This window comes from Synechococcus sp. MIT S9451 (assembly GCF_047304725.1).
In the GTDB taxonomy this organism is placed as follows: Bacteria; Cyanobacteriota; Cyanobacteriia; order PCC-6307; family Cyanobiaceae; genus Synechococcus_C.
The window spans coordinates 39135-56338 of record NZ_CP138971.1 but is presented as its reverse complement, the minus strand read 5'-3'; the positions used below and the strand labels follow the sequence as shown (position 1 = coordinate 56338).

The following is a 17204-nucleotide window of genomic DNA, read 5'->3' as shown; positions in this document are numbered from 1 at the left end:
CTGCATGAGGGGGCATCGGACGCGCCGTGGAGGACTCGAACCCCCGACATCAGGTTTTGGAGACCTGCGTTCTACCAACTGAACTAACGGCGCAAGGCGATGGACCCCTCGACCATCGCAAAACAATGGTTTTTAGACGGTAATGAAGCGAAAGCCTCAGCGGTCGAAGCGCTGCTTCACCCGAGTGGCCTTGCCCACCCGGTCCCGCAGATAGAAAAGCTTCGCCCTACGCACTTTACCGCGACGCTCAACCTTAATGGAGGCGACTTGCGGACTATGGACCATAAAGACCCTCTCCACACCGATTCCTTGGAAGATGCGTCGAACGGTGATGGTGGCGTTGATGCCTCCGTGGCGCTTGGCAATCACAACGCCTTCATAGGGCTGCACTCGCTCCTTGTTGCCTTCACTAATGCGAACGCCCACCTTGACGGTGTCTCCGACATAAATGTCGGGGAGCTCGGATTTCTGCTGACCGGCTTCGAATTCCCTGATCAGTTCTTGGGCGCTCAGCTTCACGGTCGATGCACTGCCAGTGTCCTTGGCAGGAGCATCGGCGACAGCTACATCACTGCTGGCCACGTCTGTGGCTTCTTCCTGTACGGAAGTCTCTTTCGGATCCGCTGCCATCCCAGCTCCGGGTAATCACGCCAAACAACCAGCTTACCCCTTCGCCCTCCCTTCTATGGAGTTCTCCTGGCGGGGCGTCCGCCATTGATTCCAGATCATCGTGCCGCCAGTGATCAGCATCCAGAGCAGTCCCAGCCCGTTGAGCAGCACCATCACAGGCTCGAGCTGAGGGCCGAGCCACTCACCGTCGTGGAGTGTCATCAGCCAATGCACCTGATCGCGCTCCATCCCTCCCCAGTCTTTGGCCAATCGATAGGCAATGCCTGTGATCACGGTGAGCAGGACAGGCAACACCACAAAGGGAGCCACCCATCGATGCAGCTGGCGGATCCGTCGCAGCCACGCCATTAACTCTCACAGATCCTGCAGCTATTGATAGCGTGAATTCAGGATCGTCGAGATTGCACCGCCCATCACGACTCGCCTGCCGCGACATCCCAGTCACCTTCTTGAGCGCCTCGATGAATCTGTTTGCTGACCTTCTGGCTGCCTCCAACAGTGCTAAGGCCACATCCACCGGCCCCCGCATTCAGCAGCGTCGCGGGGTGGAGGTGAAATCCTCCCGGGAGCTCAAAATCATGGCTGAGGCGAGCCGGATCGTGGCCACGGTGCTACGCGAAATCATGGGGGCTGTTCAGCCCGGCCAGACCACGGGTGATTTGGATGCCATTGCTGAACGACGCATCCGTGAAATGGGAGCCACTCCCAGTTTCAAGGGCTATCACGGTTTTCCGGCCAGCATCTGCGCCAGCATCAATAACGAAGTGGTGCATGGCATTCCCAGCGCCAAGAGGGTGATTCACAAAGGTGACCTCTTGAAGGTCGACACCGGCGCCTATTTCGACGGTTATCACGGTGATAGTTGCGTCACCATCTGTGTTGGCGATGCGCCCGAAGAGGCTCAGAACCTCAGCCGAGTGGCCCGTGAGTCTTTGATGGCTGGTCTTGCCAAGATCAAGGCTGGAAACACGCTGCTCGATATCGCTGGCGCTGTGGAAGATCACGTGCTGGCCAATGGCTACAGCGTGGTGGAGGACTACACCGGTCATGGCGTGGGCCGCAATCTCCATGAAGAGCCCTCTGTCTTCAATTTCCGTACTGATGACCTCCCCAATCTCACCCTGCGACCAGGGATGACCTTGGCGGTGGAGCCGATCCTGAATGCGGGCAGCAAGCAGTGCCGGACCCTCAAGGACCGCTGGACCGTTGTCACCCGGGATGGAAGCCTCTCAGCTCAGTGGGAGCACACCATCGTGGTGACGTCCGATGGCTGCGAAATCCTCACGGATCGGGGCGACTGAATAATCTGCTGTATAGCGCTCGCCCCAGTTCGTTCAAAGGCATCAGCACATACGTGAACGGATTGGGCGTGACGATGATCAGGTTCAGGCCCAGGTTGGCTTGGCTCAGGACCTGCCTGGCGACCCAATCCGCCGTCATGATTCCGATCGGGTTGAGATTGGATTTGAACGGTCCAAGCACAAGCTTGCGCAGGCGAAGCTGACGCTGTTCAGCCTTGCTGCGTTGGCTCCAGCGCAGGCTGACCAGCTGGCCGATCAAACGTTTGCTCAATTCGTAGCCAGGGCTTAGCGCGGGCTGGACCTCTGCTTCCGATGTGTTCACCCAGAGTTCTTTTGGCTTCCCATCGCAGCCAGCCTCTGAGGCAATGGCCTCGAAGCGGTTGATCAGTCGCCAGCTGCTCAGGGCATTGATGGTGAGGGCCTGGGTGATCGTCTCGCTGCGCTGGTCTCCTCCAGGATTGATGCCGTGGTTCAGCACAAGCACATCAAGGGTTCTCAGCACAGGATCCAGCTCGGACTCCTGCTCACATGTCCATTGCCTCCATTCCTGCGGAGCATGGTCTGGTTCGCTGTGCTCGGGCCGAGGGCCATGGCTGAGACCGACCACCACGGCGCCCCTCAGCAGAAACTGCTGGCAGAGAGCCTGTCCTAAGGCGCCTCGCACACCGGTGATTCCGATCCGGCGTCCTTGCCAGTGATGGCCGGATGGGGACGATGCAGTGGTCTCAGGCACCGTGCGCTCTCCTGGGGCATGGATGTGGGCCATCCCACCAGCTTGGGGCATCCTGAAGAGAAACACGCCCGGCCTTTGATCAGTCCAGCCGATGCAGCTCAGCTCGCCCTGTTCGCTCCCTATTGCGGTGGGCTTCAGAACGAGCAGGCTTTGCGACAGGTGTTGCCGCTGCTCTCCCGTGGCCGGCTTGAGGGGGCGCGCTCACTGGGCGAGGGGAAAGGGCATGCTTTTCTGCTCTGCTGGGAGCCGGTGCGAGCTCCGCTCACCCCGGCTCACTGCACGCTCAGCTTCCCCGGGGAAGCTTCTCTGCACTACACCTTTGATGTACCAGGCCACCAACTGGTGGAGTGGTTGATGCATGCCGAAGCTGAGGCCAGTGTGGCTGATCTGCCTGACCGCTTTTGGCAATGGCTTCTGCTGGAGCAGACCCCAACCGGATCGCTCGGGGAAGGCCCGTTACATTGATCCTCTGAAAGGCCTGCGGAGCCGTTGATGGGATCCACCTTGCTGATCGGATCATGTGAACCCTTCAGCGGGAAGTCTGCTCTTGTGCTTGGCCTGGCCCGCCAGTTGGCATCCTCCGGGCGGCAGGTTCGCTTTGGTAAGCCCCTGGCCACAAGCCTGGACTGGTCACCGGAGGTCGGCCCGCTGCCAGACCCTTTGATCGATGACGACGTTCGCTTCATCGGCACCACCCTGGGCCTCAAGGATGATCAGCTGATTCCCTCTCTCCACCTTCTGGCCCCCGCCACCGCCGATCAACGGCTGGCGGATGGACACCTTCAGGCCGGCGAGGGCTTTGTCCGTCTGCAGCAGCAACTGCAGAGCGACGATGAGACGGTCACGTTGCTGGAAGCGGCTGGCAGTCTTCACGAGGGCCTGCTTTACGGTCTCAGCCTCGGTCAGCTGGCCCGTGGCCTCGATGCCTCGGTCGTGCTTGTCCACCTCTGGCAAGACAGCCGCAGCGTTGATGCCCTATTGGCGGCCAGAGATCAACTGGGAGAACGTTTGGCAGGCATCGTTCTTAATGCCGTCACTCCCGATGATGTCGAGTCGCTGCAGCGCCATGTGGTGCCTGAGCTCGAATCGCTCGGTCTGGCTGTGTTCGGTGTGATGCCGCGTTCTCCTTTGCTCCGCAGTGTCACGGTGGGGGAGCTGGTGCGTCGCTTGGATGCCCGGGTGCTGTGCTGTGAAGAGCGGCTTGAACTGCTGGTGGAAACCCTGAGCATCGGCGCCATGAACGTGAATTCGGCAATGGAGTTTTTCCGTCGCCGCCGCAACATGGCCGTGGTCACTGGTGCCGATCGCACTGATATTCAGCTGGCAGCCCTGGAGGCTTCCACCCAGTGTTTGATTCTCACAGGTGCTGGTGAGCCTTTGCCTCAGTTGATCAGTCGGGCGGATGAACTTGAGGTGCCTTTATTGAAGGTGGAACACGACACCCTTGCCACGGTTGAAGTGATTGAACAGGCCTTTGGCCATGTGCGCCTTCATGAAGCGGTGAAAGCCACCTATGCGTTCCGTCTAGTGGAAGAGCACTGCCAGCTCGATCGATTGTTCGATGCTTTGGGATGGACCAGTTGATCGCTGGATCTCTCGCTTTCGCATTAGTTAGATCCGGTGCGATTGCTGCTTCCTGGCCAAGGACATTGCTGCTAATTTCAACTTAACAATGGCCGGATGTCTTTGAGCCGTTCCCTTGATCTTCCTTCCCTTGACAGGGTTGACACACTTGCCCAGGAACTGGCTCTTCTCCAGGACAAAGGCAAACGACGGATCGCAATTCTTGGTAGTCGGCACGTCCCGGTCGTGGCGATTCATCTCGTCGAGTTGATCGCCCGTTCTTTGGCTCAGGAAGGCCATTCGCTGATCACTTCAGGAGCGCAGGGTGTCAATGCCGCCGTGATCCGAGGTGTTCTCGAGGTGGATCCGGCTCAACTCACTGTTCTGCTGCCACAGAGCCTCGACCGGCAGGTCCCGGAGATTCGGGACAGCCTTGATCGGGTACTGCATCTGATTGAAAAGCCTGAACAGGACGATTTGCCTCTGCCACTGGCAAGCAGCCTGTGCAATCAAGACATCATCACGCGCTGTGATCAGCTGATCTGTCTTGCTTTCCACGACAGTGAGACATTGCTGAACAGCTGTCGCAGTGCCGAAGACATGGGCAAGGTGGTCAGTCTGCTGTTTTTCGACTGACTGTGGTCTGCGCCATCACTTGAAGCTGGGTTCCATCACGCCCCACAACCAGTACGCGTTCGCCCTCGGGGATTGAACGGTCGAGATCCAGTGACGCAGCGGCCCAGCTTTGACCATGCCAGCGCACCCTCCCCTCTCCGCCTGGCGCAATCGTGCCCAGAACTTCTGCGAGATCGTCGCGTTGCCGTTGCCTCTCCGGCGCTGGATTGCGCTGGGCTGACCACCGCATCAGCCAGAGGGTGCCTATCACCGTGATGGCGATGAACAGACTGACCTGAAGCAGCACTGGCAACGGCCCAAGGGCGGTGATCACCGACACGATCAGGGCCCCTATGGCAGCGAACATCAGGCCGTCGAAGGTGGGTTGCGCCAGTTCCAGGGCAAGCAGCACACCAGCGACCAGAAGCCAGATCAGCGGCACCCAGAAGGTGGTCATTGGGGTTGTTGCGGCAACGCACCACACTTTGAAGCCAATCCTGCCGGTTGTGGACGTGCTTGTGCGTTAGGAGCGCTGTCTTTAAGGTCCGAACAACTGCTCAGCTGTTTTGGAAGCGTTTTTTAGCCTGCCCGCTTTGATCCTTCTCGCGGTGCTTGGCACTGGCAGCGTCAAGGTGACCAGCGGAGGACGGTCTCGTCTGGTTGAGCGCTTGGGAAAGTTTGATCGCGAGCTTCAGCCAGGGTTGTCCCTTGTGCTCCCAGTGGTGGAAAAGGTCGTGAGCCACGAGTCTCTCAAGGAACGGGTGCTCGACATTCCTCCTCAGCAGTGCATCACCCGTGACAACGTCTCCATCGAAGTGGATGCGGTGGTTTATTGGCAGCTGCTGGAGCATTCACAGGCGTATTACGCCGTTGACAACCTCCAGGCGGCGATGGTGAATTTGGTGCTGACTCAGATCCGTGCCGAGATGGGCAAGCTGGATCTCGATCAGACCTTCACCACCCGCAGTGAAGTGAATGAGTTGCTGCTTCGGGAGCTTGATCAGGCCACGGACCCTTGGGGCGTGAAAGTCACCCGCGTTGAGATGCGCGACATCGTTCCCTCCGCAGGGGTGCAGCAGGCGATGGAACAGCAGATGACGGCGGAACGGGAGAAGCGGGCGGCGATTCTGCGCTCAGAAGGAGAAAAGGAATCTCAGCTCAACGAGGCACGTGGACGCGCCGAAGCTCTTGTGCTTGATGCCAAGGCTCAGAAGGAGGCACTCCTGCTGGAATCCGAGGCTCAGTCGCATCAGCAGCAGGTGCTGGCCGAAGCAAAATCCAAGTCAGCCCTGGTGATGGCACAAGCCTTGGAAGCCAATCCCAAGACGGCGGAAGCGATGCGTCTGATGCTCGCGAAGGACTGGATGGCGATGGGCGAACAACTGGCGGATGCCCCAGGTGGAAGCGTGCTGATGGTTGATCCTCAGTCGCCTGCCGCCCTGTTGGCTGCCCTGAAGCAGTTTCAAGGCGATCAAGGCTGATGCAGATGGGGGAGGATTCTGAGCAGCTCTTCCTTCGGTCGACCGATGCTCATCACAGCCGATGCCAGTGACAGCTAAGACGATCTATCTGGCATCTCCGTTGGGGTTTTCAGTCGAAAGTCGGCAACTGCTGCTCCCCCGTTACGTCCAGGCTCTTCAGGCCTTGGGCTTGAGGGTGTGGGAGCCTTTCGCGCGCAATGCCGGCGTCGATCTTGATCAGCCTGGTTGGGCCTACGCGGTGTCGCAGCAATGTCTTCAAGACGTGCGTGAGGCTGATGGTCTGTTCGCGATTGTGAACGGCACCCCACCCGATGAAGGCGTGATGGTGGAGCTGGGGGTTGCTTTCGCTCTGGCTAAGCCCGTGTTCTTGTTTCGCGATGATTTTCGTCGCTGTACCGATTCGGATCACTATCCACTCAATCTGATGGTGTATGCCGGGCTGCCTCAGCAAGGCTGGGAGAGCTACGTGCACGACTCGATCGACTCGATTGGAGCCCCGGACAAAGCTCTCGCCCAGTGGGCCCTGGGCTGAACGCCACTGATCAGGCTGCTTGGAGAAGGGCTTTGAGTGCCTCCAGGTAGAGCACACCTGTGCACATCAGCGCTGATGCCCAGCACAGACCCCGCAAGGGAGGAATATTGCCGACGTAGGCCCCGATGTAGAGCAGTCTCAACCCTGGCTGCAGAAGGGCCGCGGCAATGGCAAGCCCTGGTAGTGGACCTGTTTCACAGGCCGCGACCAACGACAAAATCGCTGCAGGGGCATGCAGGCTGAAGGCTTCAAAACTGTTCTGATGCGCCCAGCTGGCCCGTTGGCCCCAAGCTGGAAGGCGGTCGAACATGGCCCGCGGCGCGGCCATGTCGGCCATGGTGAAGTCCGCTTGGGATCGTGCAGCCCCCAGGGGAATGATGCTGACGATGACGACGGCTCCAGCCAGCACCAGCGACCAGGCGAAGGGGGCCGCGGCGTTGGCGGTGAAGAGTGCGGTGAGAGGCATCGTGTGCATGCTGATGCCTCTATTCAAAGGAACGGATCCCTATCGCTGTGAGCCCTACTGACCGCAGCCTTCGCTCAGAAAGCATTCGCCCGCAGCCAACCGATCGTCCCGGCTTGCGCATGGGTGGATGCGGTTTGCGATGCCGTGCTGTTCTCCACAATCCGTACCTGATACCAGAGGCCTTTCATCCCAGAGCGGCTGTGATGCACCGTCTGGAGCTGCTCCAGACGGCTGCCGCTTCCCACCAGTCCTCGTTCTCGGTTGGGACAGCCTGAGGAGATCGAGCTGACCGTTGCTGGTGATTGATGGCCGCAATCGCGCAGGAAGGCGGCTGACTGTGTGGTGATCAGAATCGGGTGGGCCATGGCGGCGCTGGCCAGTACGGCAGTGCCGCTGGCACAACTGATCAGGGTGGCTTTCAGGTTTGCTGGAAGTGGAGGCATGGCCAGACTGCGGAATGACTGTTGGGAAGCTGATGGATTCGGCTTCACGATTGGGTGATCGGGATCTCCAGTTGTTGTGATTCTGATCAAGCTCTTCAAGGCTGCGTTGTGCTCTGGGGCCCTCACTGGGACGTGCAGCTCATGCAACCAATGTTCCGCATCTCGATACCCTCAAACTCAAGCGTTGTTTGCTGAAGACCGCTTGCGGCAATGGGGTCGGCGAAGTGTGGCTAGGCATCGCTTGGACGTGTCGGTGTGGTGATGCATTCCAGCTGCTCTCGTCGCCACCATGTATTGAGCACCCACCTTGCAACCATGAAAAACATCGTGTTGACTCTGCCGCTGTTGCTGGTTGCTTCGGGTCTGATTGCGGCCCCTGGAAGGACCCATGACGGCCATGGCGCCTCAGAGTTGGGTGTCACAGTTGAAGAATTAGCGAACTCGAGCCGTCAATGGAACGGGGCGATTTTGCCGAAGTATCCCCGTGGACAACCTGAAGTGAAGGTTCTTCGAATCACAATTCCCGCGGGTGTCACCTTGCCTTGGCACTATCACCCTGTCATTAATGCCGCTGTCATCCTTCAGGGGAATCTTGAGCTGCAGTTAAAGGATGGTAGGAAAAAGATCTACCAAGAAGGTGATGCCTTGATTGAGGTGGTTAATACCATTCATTCGGGCAAGGCTCTGGGCTCAAAAGATGTCAATGTTGTTGTCGTTTATGCAGGTGAGAAAGGAGTCCCAACGACAGTATTGACCAAGCCATGAAAAACCGAAGCCTTATTGAGCCAGCACTTTGATTGATAAGCCAAAGCTTGAGTCAGAGTCGGTTCATGTCATTGCAGCGCGCTTTGATCAGAACTGGTTGGCCGCCGTTGATGGATCTTGGCTGTGCTTGTGGTGATGGCTGTTGCTTTGCATGCAATCCCACCGAAGCGGTCACCGTGGCTTTTGACTGACTGGGTTGAGGGCATGCACCTCTTCTCTCCTAGCGCTAGAGACACCTGTTGAGGTGCTGCAGTTGGCAGCTCGGCGCTCTGATTGCAAGACTGAACTCAGTCGGCAACGAAGAGAGCAGCGTTTTGGCAAGCTTTTCATTTGATGTGGTCTCCGATTTTGACCGCCAGGAGCTGGTGAATACCCTTGATCAGGTTCGCCGGGATGTTGGCAACCGTTATGACCTCAAGGACTCAGCGACGGAGATCGATCTCGAGGAGACCGAGGTGGTGATTACCACTGCCAGCGATATGACCCTTCAGGCTGTGGAGGATGTGCTCCGCGCCAAGGCGACCAAGCGCAACCTTTCGCTCAAAATCTTTGATTTTCAGACCCCTGAGGCCGTGGGCGGTAACCGGGTGAAGCAGGTGGTGAAGTTGCGCAAGGGGCTCAGTCAGGAGCTTGCCAAGAAGCTGAGCAAGAGCGTCCGTGATGAGCTGAAGAAAGTCACTGTTGCGATTCAGGGGGAGAGCCTGCGCATCACTGGAAAGAGCAAGGACGATCTACAGCAGGCGATCCAGCTGCTGAAAACCAAGGAGGATGATCTAGACGTGCCTCTCCAGTTCGAGAACTACCGCTAGTGATACTTTCCTCGCTTTAACAGCAGGTTTCGACTCTTGGTCGGTATCCCAATTTCTCTCTGTCGTCAAACTTATCGATGGGGTTCAAGCTGAACTCAGTAGAAACGAAGGCAATGGAACAGACAATCTTCAAGAGGTCTGTTCTTGGGCTGATCATTCTCATGGTCTTTCCGTCCACAGTATCTTCTCAGGTTCAATCCGAATGCCACTTCAATGGCGTGAAGGAGAATTGTATTTTGACCAGGCTATGGCGCAACGGCAGCATGTCGGGGGTCAAAGTTAGGTGGATCAGTGATGGGAAGGTCGTTAGTTATTACTATTCAAATTGCAGGAATTATGCTGGTGGAACGGTTGATGAGTGTCATGTAAAAATCGTTGAGGATAATGGGAGAATTACCTATGCCGCTTCGACCTCAAGTGGCAGGGGTACTCAAATAAGATCAACCTCGGGGAATAGAACAGTGATTCCTCCATTCTGAGATCAGCCTGATTGGTGAGTGAGAGCAGATTGATTGATTGATTGATGGCTTTGGATGTGAGCGAATGATTTTATTGATGCCAGCGAGGGCTGCATTGTCATGCCGTGTCTAGCTTTTTTGCTCTTTTGAGGTCAGAACTCCTTCGCCTCAGTCTTATTGCAGTGATCATTGATTGTTTTGAATGCTGTATCTCGAGTGCCATCCAATCTCAGCCTCTTGGCGGTAACATCATCGCTAACTTGCCCTAGATGCCATTCTGAGCAGGTACCTTTCTAGGTTTTGCGTTCGACCATTTTGTCAAATTTTCTACATTGGGGTGATCGCTCAACTTGTTAACTGTCTCTATGGTTGTGCACCCTGCGCGCTTTGAACACTGCAACTAGTGCCACGACTCGCTTCATTCGATATTGCTAGGATTTTTTATTGTGCCTGTTGAGCGATCTGTCGATGGTTTGATTTCTAGATCTGGCGTTGTTAGCGCCATGACGCTTGCCGTTGACGCTATTGCCAGTGTCAGGATGATTGCGATCAGTGAGTCCATGCGTGAGATGCGCTTTCCTTATTGGTAGCAATGCTTCTCGGCCATATCTTGTTTGCAATCAAAGTGACAGATTCTCGCAAAATTCCAGCCCCAATGCTTGCTTGTTGCTTGTGTTTGGCCAAGGGATTGGATGGATGACATCTTTAATCTTCTAGTTCATCCAGGAGGGAGACATGCCAAGGTCCATGCTGAACTCACCGGGCCTGGGTATTGTTCTGGTGAGGACTGGTCAAGGCTCTTCGGTTTACCAGCCCGTGGCATCAACTATCAGATTCGACAGTGTTTTAAGCTGAGTTGATGCGAACATTTCTTGTTGCAGCCTTGCTGTTGAGCCATGGTTCAGCCTTTGCTGCATGTGATGTCATGTATTCTGAGAAGCTCAATGCAGATGGCTCTCGGATTCGCATCACGCAACGTCAATGTGATGCGACAAAGAGTCGAACGCTCCACGTTGAATTCCAGCCTCAAGGCAGTGAATCCTGTCTCTCGCTGCTCAAACGCACACAGTCTGTCTCTCAAGCTCCTACAGGTGGTTGGCGGTTGAGAGATATTGATGCGGATGGACTGTTTGAAATTGAAGAGACTGGTGCCTGCGGTGCAGGTCCCAATTGTGAGCATCGTATCTTCAAGACTTCTGTCGGTCCTGGGCCGATCAACGCCTATCTTTTCTTCCAGGGTGGATATGCTGGGTTTAAGCGTATCTCCGACTATTACGTTGCAAGTGGTCGGTCTAGTTGTTGTTCATGGGATCATCAGGTCTACAAGAAACCAATGACTGCCGACCCCATCACTGACAGTGATCTCGTTTATGAAGTCATGGTTGGTGTTGATGTAGGCGACCCGCCAAGGACGCGCTGCCGAGTTTTTTCACGTGTTGATCACAACTTAATTCAAGTACCCCTGAGCGATAAAAAGCTTCTGACGCTGTGCGAGGTTTATGGTGAAAACTATGTTTTTAATCCGCCCTTCTTGAACGAGGGTCCTTAGCTTCTGTGCGTTCACAGTCTTGTTCCAAGCAAGTGCTAGGCCAAAGCCGTTGGCCTTGATCTCTTTGTTGTCCGTACTGATTTCCTGATTGGTTGATCGCCAACATGGTCAGCTGATGTGCTTGAGCAGTGTTGGTGATCTCAGGTCTACAACTTAAGAATGGGGAGTGGCCGCATCAGGGGAGGCAAGTGGTGTTCCCAAGCTGGGTGGCCAGCATCAAACCATGACGGGTTCTTCAGGGCTTGCGTGGTTGGCGGCGAAGATGAGCCCAGCCTTGCTTGGGAGTCCATGTTTGAAAACAGAAATCGACCGGCGTGGATGAACTGGCTCTTTTTGGCCATCTTCCTCTGGTCCAGTTGGCAATTGGCCGGCTTCTGGTTTGCGCAGCTCCACGGCTGATTTCGATCTGCCTGTCCTTGCGAAGGCAATGATCTGCTCCTGAGCTCCGCCAGGTTTCGCGCCGATCATCGTTGCCATGGTTCTCCGCTCAATCAGAGTTTGCGGCGCATTGACGGATGCTCCCTATCGTTGCAGTCAAGCCCCCATGAAGGACGAGCCTTCGCCTCTTGATGAAGCAAGTGATTCAGTTGCAGCAGTTTTTGCCTTTGCTGCTTTTTCTCTTTGTTCCTTTTTCAGTAAGCGCAGCGCCCAATAACAAGACGTCATGGAATTACTTCGGTGGATGTTTCACGTCTGATGTGATTTATGCTGAAAAGGGCATTTATTACTTGCCGGTGAATGGCAGGAATGTCGCTTCTGCGTGGAAGTATGGAGGCGACTATTCTGTTGTAAATGATGACAGTATTGCTCTTAAGGTTGAGGGTCAGCGGAATCCGTCGATCTATTGGCGAAGAGGGATGGCACGCAAAGTCTGTGGTCCAAACTAGTTGCAAACTGGGCGAGGGTAAGCCTCATCTACCGTGCGTGATGCATGCATTCGCATGGATTGGCGTTGCCTAGGTTGAGGTTGAGGTTGAGGTTGAGGTTGAGGTTGGTTGTTGGTTTGCTCCCTTGGGCTGATCGGCACCGCTGATCGAGATGCTCTTCGCCCTGTGAGTCCTTGCTCGGGTGGTCTTGGCCTTGTTCAGGACGCGCTTGCTTTCAGGGGCTGTCCCCAGATCAGCTGATCGCTGCAGTGCGGATCGGCTTGATCAAGATCTAGGACTGGAGTGTTTGGCGACAGGGCATTGCGGCCTGCCACGAACAGGAAACGCACCATGGCCTGGTCCGATTCCTTGGGGAGCTGGACACAGCCCATGCCGTGCCGTTGACGCAGCAGTCGCCAGGCACTGCCCCAGTCAACATTTGATTTGAGGAAATCGGGGCTCAGGCAGAAACGTTTGCCGCGAAAGCTTGGTCTCAGATGACCCCAGATAAAGGTTTCGATCGCCTGGATCCGATTGGGAGCCAAGACTTCCGCAAGCAAGCACGTGTCATTGAGGTCGTAGTGCTCATCGCCAAGCCTGGCTAGCACCAGCCCGATGTCGAGGTCCTGCATGCCCATGGCCAGCAGCTGGTCGGCAAGGGGCGCATTCACAGATGGAGGCTCCAGGGCCGGCGGATCATGTCTGCATCATCCCTGGGAATCCTTTACTCGGCATCGCGGCGTGCATCGATGATCCGAGCCAGTTGAAGCACGTAGCCGGCGGTGCACCACCGGCCATGGCTACGGGCTTTGTTTTCGAGGTCGGAGCGGATCTCCGCTGTTTCCGCCATCAGCAGATCCAGCTCTCCAGGGGCTAAGTCATACAGCTCTTGTAATTCCAGTTCGCGGCCAAGCAGATGGCTGCGGAACCACTTGCGTGTCTGCTCCTGGGCTGGGATGTCACGCGCCATCGGCAGAATCGTCCCATGTTTCCATGCTGTAAATGGTAAGCTGCCAAAATTGCTTGGATTTCAATGCCGACTGCAGCTGAAAAGAAAGCCGACGTCAAGCAGAGAATTCAGCAATTACGCAATATGTGCAAGGAGATGCACCTTGCGGTGATGGAGGACGGCACCATGCCTGAGGCGGCTGCGGTGCGGGAGTCGATCGAAAAGTTGCAAGGGTTGATTGATTTGCTTGATGGCAAGAAGAAATAGATCAAGTTTGATGCTTAAAAGGTTTTTGGTGAAAGTCTTTTAAGGGGCAGGATTGAGAAGCTGTGAACTGCGTTGTGACTTGATCACTTCAATTCGGTTCCGAGCTGAATTGACATGCTGTTGTTGATTTGTGGTGTTTGGAGCGAGTTGTAAATGGTCTGAGCACTGAATGAGGTAAAAAATGACTGATTGCCCGTTGGGAATACCTTCAGGGTTCCGGAAAATGTATTGCTCGGCGAGAGCCCATTCACATAGGCTCCGGTGAACTGGTTGGTGAGGCTCAGCTTGATGTTTTTGTTGGGTTTCCACTCCATATGAGCTCGCGCTGTGCTGGCGGCGTAGAGGTTGCCGCAGACCGGATCATTGATGCAGCCAGAGCCACCCCAGAGCTGTTGCAGTGAAGGGCCGATGGACAGGTTCACCACGGTGGTTGGCGTTTTGACCACATCAAGGCCCAGTCCGATCGAACCGACCACGGTGTCGGTTCCGATCGCATTGAGCGCGTCGTAGTTGTAGCGGCCGGAGATGTAGGTGCTGAGGTCGCCCTTGAGTTGGCGGGAGTAGCGCAGTTCGGCATTCCCTTCGTTGGTGTCGACACTGTTCTCGGTTTCTCCGACATCGCGAGAAACGTCGTAATGGGCCTGACCATTGAAGGTCAGCTCGTCCTTGTTCTGCTTGTACTTCGCAGACAGTGTCAGTGCTCCGCCTGCGGAAAGGTCATCGTCAGTGTTGGAACTGTTGATACCGGCGGACAGACTGGCGCTCCAGGGCCTGGTGGTACGGGGCTTGAGCGCTGCTTTCTTGATCTCCATGCGTCCAAGGTCCGGATGGATCAGCACGGTGACGTCTCCGTTGCTCTCTTCCTTGACGATGGTGCCTTTGAGGCTGTCACCATTGCGCAGGATTAGCTCCACCGTCTCGGCTTGAGCTCTGCCTATCGGACACGTGACTCCGCTCGCAAGCACAGTGATGACGGCGAGCGCACCGATTGGGCGGTGGGCCCCAGAGTTGAAGGTGTAGACCAAGGGGCATCGAAGAACCGCGGCTACTGTCTCATGCCACTGCTTGCATTGGTGTTCTTCGTTGAGGCTTGATCAATCGGTCTGTGCTCGTGGGCATCAACTGCTTAAAGATTCAGATTCAGCTGTAACCCCGTGGCCCAGATCCCAGGCACGGAACCACGACCAGATGGATTGAGAATCCATTGCATCAGGGGTTGCAACTGAACGTGTTGGGAGATCCAGATCGCATAGTTCAGTTCAATCACACCTTCAAAGCTTTGTTTGGGCAGCAGCGTTGGGCTGAAGCTGCTGCGGCTGATGCCTAAGGCGAGGACATCCAGTGGGCGATGCGGTACGGGACCTTGAGAAAGCCAGCCGGCTTCAGCAAAGCTTGGTACTGGGTTGTTGGCAGAGTCGAGACCTAGGGCGCCTGCGATCCACACCCTGTTGTCCTGGCCAATGGGTAGATCCATTGGCCAGGTGATGGATGCGTAGACCACGCGATTGATCCCGTCGCCGATATCAGAGGCGTTCTCTGTCAGGAGTTCGGTGTTGGCCAGTAACCCTCCTAATTGGACGGCGGGTGGCGGGAGCTGTCGCGCCACATGGCTGTTGTTGCTCTGGATCTCAATGGGCTCCAGCAGGTCTGTGCGTGCTGGTAAAGGATTCATGCTCCATTGCACTACCTGAACACTCCCGCGGAGATCAGGTTGTTCGGGATTGACACCCAGGCTTGCGGCGATGTTGTTTTCCTTGTCCAGATTGAAGTAGCCATAGCTCGTATCTCCAAGTGCAGTTGTATGCACGCTGAATCGCACTCCAGGTGCCACAAACGGATTGATTGGTAACCCCTCAACTAGGAGATTGAGCGTGTTGTTGAAGGTGGAGTTGATGTAGTTGTTCGTGGCTGGTGTGACCAGGAAATCAGGATTGAGTGAGATCAATCCGACCTCTGTACTCCACCAGCTCGTGCCACGATTGCGGCGAATGCTGGATTCACTGATCCAAGTGCCGTCTGGATATGACAGCTCTTGCAGTGCAAATCCTGCACCAAGTTCGTTGGCAAAATTCTGATTGCCCGCATAGTGACTGAGCTCCAGATTGAGCTGCCAGTGGTCGACTTCCGACCAGTCTTGTGCTGCTTTCTCAATTCCGGAGCTGAGTGTCAGGTTGAGCACCGTGGCTTGAATCCAGCTCGCAGCAGCTGGATTCAAGCCACCCAGAAGCCCCGCCATCGGTTCTGCGGTGTAGTCAACATTGAAGTCAACCCACTCGGGAAGCCCCAACCAGGACTGCATCGGGCTTGCCGCAGCAGCCTGTGGTTGTAATCCGGCAACAAAAAGACCTGCCAGGCCGGCCAGCATTCGCTGAACCGTGCATCTGCAGGTCATGGCTCTGGTGGGTAAGGCTTAGGCAATGGCGGCGAAGCTGTCGCGGAAGGCCTGAATGGTGGCCTCGATATCACCATCGCTGTGGGCCAGGGAGGTGAAGCCAGCTTCAAAGGCGCTAGGGGCGAGGTACACACCACGCTCAAGCATGGCGCGGTGCAGCTTGCCGAAACGCTCCGCGTCAGTTGCTTTGGCTTCTTCAAAGTTGCGAACAGGGCCTTCACACAGGAAGAAGCCGAACATGGCTCCGATGCTGCCCCCTGTAATCGGAAGCCCCGCTTCCGTAGCAGCAGCTTTGATCCCTGCAATCAGCTTTTCGGTCGTGGCGGTGAGCTTGTCGTAGCTGCCAGGTTGCTTGAGCAGCTCAAGTGTCTTGATGCCAGCCGTCATGGCCAGGGGATTGCCGCTGAGGGTTCCGGCCTGGTACATCGGGCCAGCAGGAGCCACCATTTCCATGATCTCCTTGCGTCCGCCATAGGCACCCACGGGGAGGCCTCCGCCAATGACCTTGCCCATGGTGGTCAGGTCAGGCGTCACACCGAAGTGGGCCTGAGCCCCTCCATAGCTGATGCGGAAGCCCGTCATCACCTCGTCGAACACCAGCAGAGCGCCGTTTTCTTTGGTGATCTCTCGCAGTCCTTCCAGGAAGCCTGGCTCAGGGGTGATGAAACCGGCATTGCCGACGATGGGCTCGAGAATCACGCCGGAGATGGCGTCAGGGTTCTCGGCAAACAATTGCTTGACGGCCTCAAGGTCGTTGTAAGGGGCGGTCAGGGTATTGGCGGTCGTACTGCGCGGCACCCCAGGGGAGTCGGGGAGTCCGAGGGTGGCAACACCGGAACCAGCCTTCACTAGGAACATGTCGGCGTGCCCGTGGTAGCACCCCTCGAATTTGATCACCTTGTCACGACCCGTGAAGGCACGGATCAGGCGCAGAACGGCCATGCAGGCCTCGGTTCCACTGTTGACGAAACGCACCATCTCAACGCTGGGGACGGCGTCGATCACCATTTCTGCCAGGGTGTTTTCCAAGGCGCAGGGTGCCCCGAAGCTGGTGCCCTTCTCAATGGCTTCTTGGAGGGCGCTGATCACCTCTGGATGGGCATGGCCACAAATGGCCGGCCCCCAGCTGCCGATGTAATCGATGTATTTGTTGCCATCGACGTCCCATGCGTAGGGACCTTTGACCCTGTCAAAGACGATCGGCTGGCCGCCCACCGACTTGAACGCCCGCACCGGCGAGCTCACTCCACCAGGCATCAGGCTCTGGGCAGCACTGAAGATGGCCTGGGAGTGGCTGGTGTTCAGGGTGGGAGCTGTCACGGGGACGGATGCCAAGGGGCAGATGCAAACCGTGAAGCATCCTGACTCAAAATGGTCACTTGCGA

At 56.4% G+C, this 17204-nt stretch carries 23 protein-coding genes and 1 tRNA gene; 11 read left to right on the top strand and 13 right to left on the bottom strand.

Going from position 1 to position 17204, the window contains the following annotated elements; genetic code table 11:
• Nucleotides 1-20 precede the first annotated feature (20 nt).
• The 3 genes from SIB72_RS00370 to SIB72_RS00360 form a co-directional block, all read right to left on the bottom strand.
• A tRNA-Trp gene (locus SIB72_RS00370) sits at nt 21-93 on the bottom strand.
• 63 nt (nt 94-156) lie between these two features.
• A complete protein-coding gene (gene rplS, locus SIB72_RS00365; RefSeq protein ID WP_413744252.1) occupies nt 157-630 on the bottom strand; it encodes a 50S ribosomal protein L19 in 474 nt (157 codons plus the stop codon).
• Nucleotides 631-663: 33 nt separating this feature from the next.
• Nucleotides 664-978 (bottom strand): PepSY domain-containing protein, encoded by a 315-nt coding sequence (locus SIB72_RS00360; RefSeq protein ID WP_413744251.1) that lies wholly within the window; start codon nt 976-978, stop codon nt 664-666.
• Nucleotides 979-1091: 113 nt separating this feature from the next.
• On the opposite strand from SIB72_RS00360, the gene map reads away from it, so the two are divergent.
• Nucleotides 1092-1931: a type I methionyl aminopeptidase gene (gene map, locus SIB72_RS00355; protein WP_413745143.1), complete on the top strand. Its 840-nt coding sequence runs from the start codon at nt 1092-1094 to the stop codon at nt 1929-1931.
• On the opposite strand, the gene SIB72_RS00350 is transcribed toward map, so the two are convergent.
• Complete coding sequence (locus SIB72_RS00350; protein WP_413744250.1) at nt 1912-2715, bottom strand: SDR family oxidoreductase; 804 nt, start codon at nt 2713-2715, stop codon at nt 1912-1914. The two genes, map and SIB72_RS00350, sit on opposite strands and share 20 nt — an antisense overlap.
• On the opposite strand from SIB72_RS00350, the gene ebsA reads away from it, so the two are divergent.
• The 3 genes from ebsA to SIB72_RS00335 all read left to right on the top strand — a co-directional run bounded on the left by ebsA (nt 2707) and on the right by SIB72_RS00335 (nt 4863).
• Nucleotides 2707-3129 carry a type IV pilus biogenesis protein EbsA gene (gene ebsA / locus SIB72_RS00345; RefSeq protein ID WP_413744249.1) on the top strand — a complete coding sequence of 141 codons (423 nt, stop codon included), beginning with the start codon at nt 2707-2709 and terminating at the stop codon, nt 3127-3129. The genes SIB72_RS00350 and ebsA overlap by 9 nt on opposite strands.
• A 27-nt stretch (nt 3130-3156) precedes the next feature.
• Nucleotides 3157-4248 carry a phosphotransacetylase family protein gene (locus SIB72_RS00340; RefSeq protein ID WP_413744248.1) on the top strand — a complete coding sequence of 364 codons (1092 nt, stop codon included), beginning with the start codon at nt 3157-3159 and terminating at the stop codon, nt 4246-4248.
• A 96-nt stretch (nt 4249-4344) separates the two neighbouring features.
• The gene (locus SIB72_RS00335) at nt 4345-4863 is read left to right on the top strand and encodes a DNA recombination-mediator protein A (protein ID WP_115018580.1); all 519 of its coding nucleotides are present in this window, start codon (nt 4345-4347) and stop codon (nt 4861-4863) included.
• Here SIB72_RS00335 and SIB72_RS00330 read toward each other — a convergent pair.
• Nucleotides 4841-5299, bottom strand: a complete 459-nt coding sequence (locus tag SIB72_RS00330) for an NfeD family protein (protein ID WP_413744247.1) — start codon at nt 5297-5299, stop codon at nt 4841-4843. The two genes, SIB72_RS00335 and SIB72_RS00330, sit on opposite strands and share 23 nt — an antisense overlap.
• A gap of 109 nt (nt 5300-5408) precedes the next feature.
• Here SIB72_RS00330 and SIB72_RS00325 point away from each other — a divergent pair, with 109 nt between their 5' ends.
• Nucleotides 5409-6323: an SPFH domain-containing protein gene (locus SIB72_RS00325; RefSeq protein WP_115118937.1), complete on the top strand. Its 915-nt coding sequence runs from the start codon at nt 5409-5411 to the stop codon at nt 6321-6323.
• A gap of 61 nt (nt 6324-6384) precedes the next feature.
• On the top strand, nt 6385-6855 hold the full coding sequence (locus SIB72_RS00320; RefSeq protein WP_413744246.1) for a nucleoside 2-deoxyribosyltransferase: 471 nt from the start codon (nt 6385-6387) through the stop codon (nt 6853-6855).
• Nucleotides 6856-6865: 10 nt separating this feature from the next.
• Here SIB72_RS00320 and SIB72_RS00315 read toward each other — a convergent pair whose 3' ends face one another.
• Together SIB72_RS00315 and SIB72_RS00310 are read right to left on the bottom strand one after the other, a co-directional pair.
• Nucleotides 6866-7321, bottom strand: a complete 456-nt coding sequence (locus SIB72_RS00315; protein ID WP_413745142.1) for an MAPEG family protein — start codon at nt 7319-7321, stop codon at nt 6866-6868.
• 74 nt (nt 7322-7395) lie between these two features.
• On the bottom strand, nt 7396-7764 hold the full coding sequence (locus tag SIB72_RS00310; protein WP_413744245.1) for a hypothetical protein: 369 nt from the start codon (nt 7762-7764) through the stop codon (nt 7396-7398).
• A 315-nt stretch (nt 7765-8079) separates the two neighbouring features.
• Between SIB72_RS00310 and SIB72_RS00305 the strand changes: the two genes are divergently transcribed.
• The 3 genes from SIB72_RS00305 (at nt 8080) to SIB72_RS00295 (ending at nt 11345) form a co-directional block, all read left to right on the top strand.
• Nucleotides 8080-8529, top strand: a complete 450-nt coding sequence (locus tag SIB72_RS00305; protein WP_413744244.1) for a cupin domain-containing protein — start codon at nt 8080-8082, stop codon at nt 8527-8529.
• 314 nt (nt 8530-8843) lie between these two features.
• The gene (locus SIB72_RS00300) at nt 8844-9338 is read left to right on the top strand and encodes a YajQ family cyclic di-GMP-binding protein (RefSeq protein WP_413744243.1); all 495 of its coding nucleotides are present in this window, start codon (nt 8844-8846) and stop codon (nt 9336-9338) included.
• 1317 nt (nt 9339-10655) lie between these two features.
• Nucleotides 10656-11345: a hypothetical protein gene (locus SIB72_RS00295; protein WP_413744242.1), complete on the top strand. Its 690-nt coding sequence runs from the start codon at nt 10656-10658 to the stop codon at nt 11343-11345.
• Between the two features lie 216 nt (nt 11346-11561).
• Here the strand turns inward: SIB72_RS00295 and SIB72_RS00290 are convergent, their stop codons facing one another.
• Complete coding sequence (locus SIB72_RS00290) at nt 11562-11822, bottom strand: hypothetical protein (protein ID WP_413745167.1); 261 nt, start codon at nt 11820-11822, stop codon at nt 11562-11564.
• Between the two features lie 92 nt (nt 11823-11914).
• On the opposite strand from SIB72_RS00290, the gene SIB72_RS00285 reads away from it, so the two are divergent.
• Nucleotides 11915-12232, top strand: a complete 318-nt coding sequence (locus SIB72_RS00285) for a hypothetical protein (protein WP_413744241.1) — start codon at nt 11915-11917, stop codon at nt 12230-12232.
• A 197-nt stretch (nt 12233-12429) separates the two neighbouring features.
• Here SIB72_RS00285 and SIB72_RS00280 read toward each other — a convergent pair whose 3' ends face one another.
• Nucleotides 12430-12882, bottom strand: coding sequence for a hypothetical protein (locus SIB72_RS00280; protein ID WP_413744240.1), 453 nt, complete (start codon nt 12880-12882; stop codon nt 12430-12432).
• 53 nt (nt 12883-12935) lie between these two features.
• Nucleotides 12936-13181, bottom strand: coding sequence for a hypothetical protein (locus SIB72_RS00275; RefSeq protein ID WP_115018597.1), 246 nt, complete (start codon nt 13179-13181; stop codon nt 12936-12938).
• A 63-nt stretch (nt 13182-13244) separates the two neighbouring features.
• On the opposite strand from SIB72_RS00275, the gene SIB72_RS00270 reads away from it, so the two are divergent.
• Nucleotides 13245-13427 (top strand): hypothetical protein, encoded by a 183-nt coding sequence (locus tag SIB72_RS00270; RefSeq protein ID WP_115018599.1) that lies wholly within the window; start codon nt 13245-13247, stop codon nt 13425-13427.
• A gap of 83 nt (nt 13428-13510) precedes the next feature.
• Here SIB72_RS00270 and SIB72_RS00265 read toward each other — a convergent pair whose 3' ends face one another.
• The 3 genes from SIB72_RS00265 to hemL all read right to left on the bottom strand — a co-directional run bounded on the left by SIB72_RS00265 (nt 13511) and on the right by hemL (nt 17139).
• Complete coding sequence (locus SIB72_RS00265; protein WP_413744239.1) at nt 13511-14452, bottom strand: DUF481 domain-containing protein; 942 nt, start codon at nt 14450-14452, stop codon at nt 13511-13513.
• Nucleotides 14453-14553: 101 nt separating this feature from the next.
• Nucleotides 14554-15819 carry a carbohydrate porin gene (locus SIB72_RS00260; RefSeq protein WP_413744238.1) on the bottom strand — a complete coding sequence of 422 codons (1266 nt, stop codon included), beginning with the start codon at nt 15817-15819 and terminating at the stop codon, nt 14554-14556.
• Nucleotides 15820-15837: 18 nt separating this feature from the next.
• Nucleotides 15838-17139, bottom strand: coding sequence for a glutamate-1-semialdehyde 2,1-aminomutase (hemL, locus tag SIB72_RS00255; protein ID WP_115118921.1), 1302 nt, complete (start codon nt 17137-17139; stop codon nt 15838-15840).
• Between the last annotated feature and the right edge of the window lie 65 nt (nt 17140-17204).

What these genes read in the sequence shown, in the direction of transcription:
- SIB72_RS00335 (WP_115018580.1), top strand. Translation starts at nt 4,345, where the DNA reads ATGTCTTTGAGCCGTTCCCTTGATCTTCCTTCCCTTGACAGGGTTGAC.
- SIB72_RS00285 (WP_413744241.1), top strand. Translation starts at nt 11,915, where the DNA reads ATGAAGCAAGTGATTCAGTTGCAGCAGTTTTTGCCTTTGCTGCTTTTT.
- map (WP_413745143.1), top strand. Translation starts at nt 1,092, where the DNA reads ATGAATCTGTTTGCTGACCTTCTGGCTGCCTCCAACAGTGCTAAGGCC.
- SIB72_RS00350 (WP_413744250.1), bottom strand. Translation starts at nt 2,715, where the DNA reads ATGCCCCAAGCTGGTGGGATGGCCCACATCCATGCCCCAGGAGAGCGC.
- SIB72_RS00275 (WP_115018597.1), bottom strand. Translation starts at nt 13,181, where the DNA reads ATGGCGCGTGACATCCCAGCCCAGGAGCAGACACGCAAGTGGTTCCGC.
- SIB72_RS00270 (WP_115018599.1), top strand. Translation starts at nt 13,245, where the DNA reads ATGCCGACTGCAGCTGAAAAGAAAGCCGACGTCAAGCAGAGAATTCAG.
- SIB72_RS00320 (WP_413744246.1), top strand. Translation starts at nt 6,385, where the DNA reads ATGCCAGTGACAGCTAAGACGATCTATCTGGCATCTCCGTTGGGGTTT.
- SIB72_RS00340 (WP_413744248.1), top strand. Translation starts at nt 3,157, where the DNA reads ATGGGATCCACCTTGCTGATCGGATCATGTGAACCCTTCAGCGGGAAG.
- SIB72_RS00330 (WP_413744247.1), bottom strand. Translation starts at nt 5,299, where the DNA reads ATGACCACCTTCTGGGTGCCGCTGATCTGGCTTCTGGTCGCTGGTGTG.
- SIB72_RS00260 (WP_413744238.1), bottom strand. Translation starts at nt 15,819, where the DNA reads ATGACCTGCAGATGCACGGTTCAGCGAATGCTGGCCGGCCTGGCAGGT.
- SIB72_RS00315 (WP_413745142.1), bottom strand. Translation starts at nt 7,321, where the DNA reads ATGCCTCTCACCGCACTCTTCACCGCCAACGCCGCGGCCCCCTTCGCC.
- rplS (WP_413744252.1), bottom strand. Translation starts at nt 630, where the DNA reads ATGGCAGCGGATCCGAAAGAGACTTCCGTACAGGAAGAAGCCACAGAC.
- SIB72_RS00295 (WP_413744242.1), top strand. Translation starts at nt 10,656, where the DNA reads ATGCGAACATTTCTTGTTGCAGCCTTGCTGTTGAGCCATGGTTCAGCC.
- SIB72_RS00290 (WP_413745167.1), bottom strand. Translation starts at nt 11,822, where the DNA reads ATGGCAACGATGATCGGCGCGAAACCTGGCGGAGCTCAGGAGCAGATC.
- SIB72_RS00305 (WP_413744244.1), top strand. Translation starts at nt 8,080, where the DNA reads ATGAAAAACATCGTGTTGACTCTGCCGCTGTTGCTGGTTGCTTCGGGT.
- SIB72_RS00360 (WP_413744251.1), bottom strand. Translation starts at nt 978, where the DNA reads ATGGCGTGGCTGCGACGGATCCGCCAGCTGCATCGATGGGTGGCTCCC.
- SIB72_RS00310 (WP_413744245.1), bottom strand. Translation starts at nt 7,764, where the DNA reads ATGCCTCCACTTCCAGCAAACCTGAAAGCCACCCTGATCAGTTGTGCC.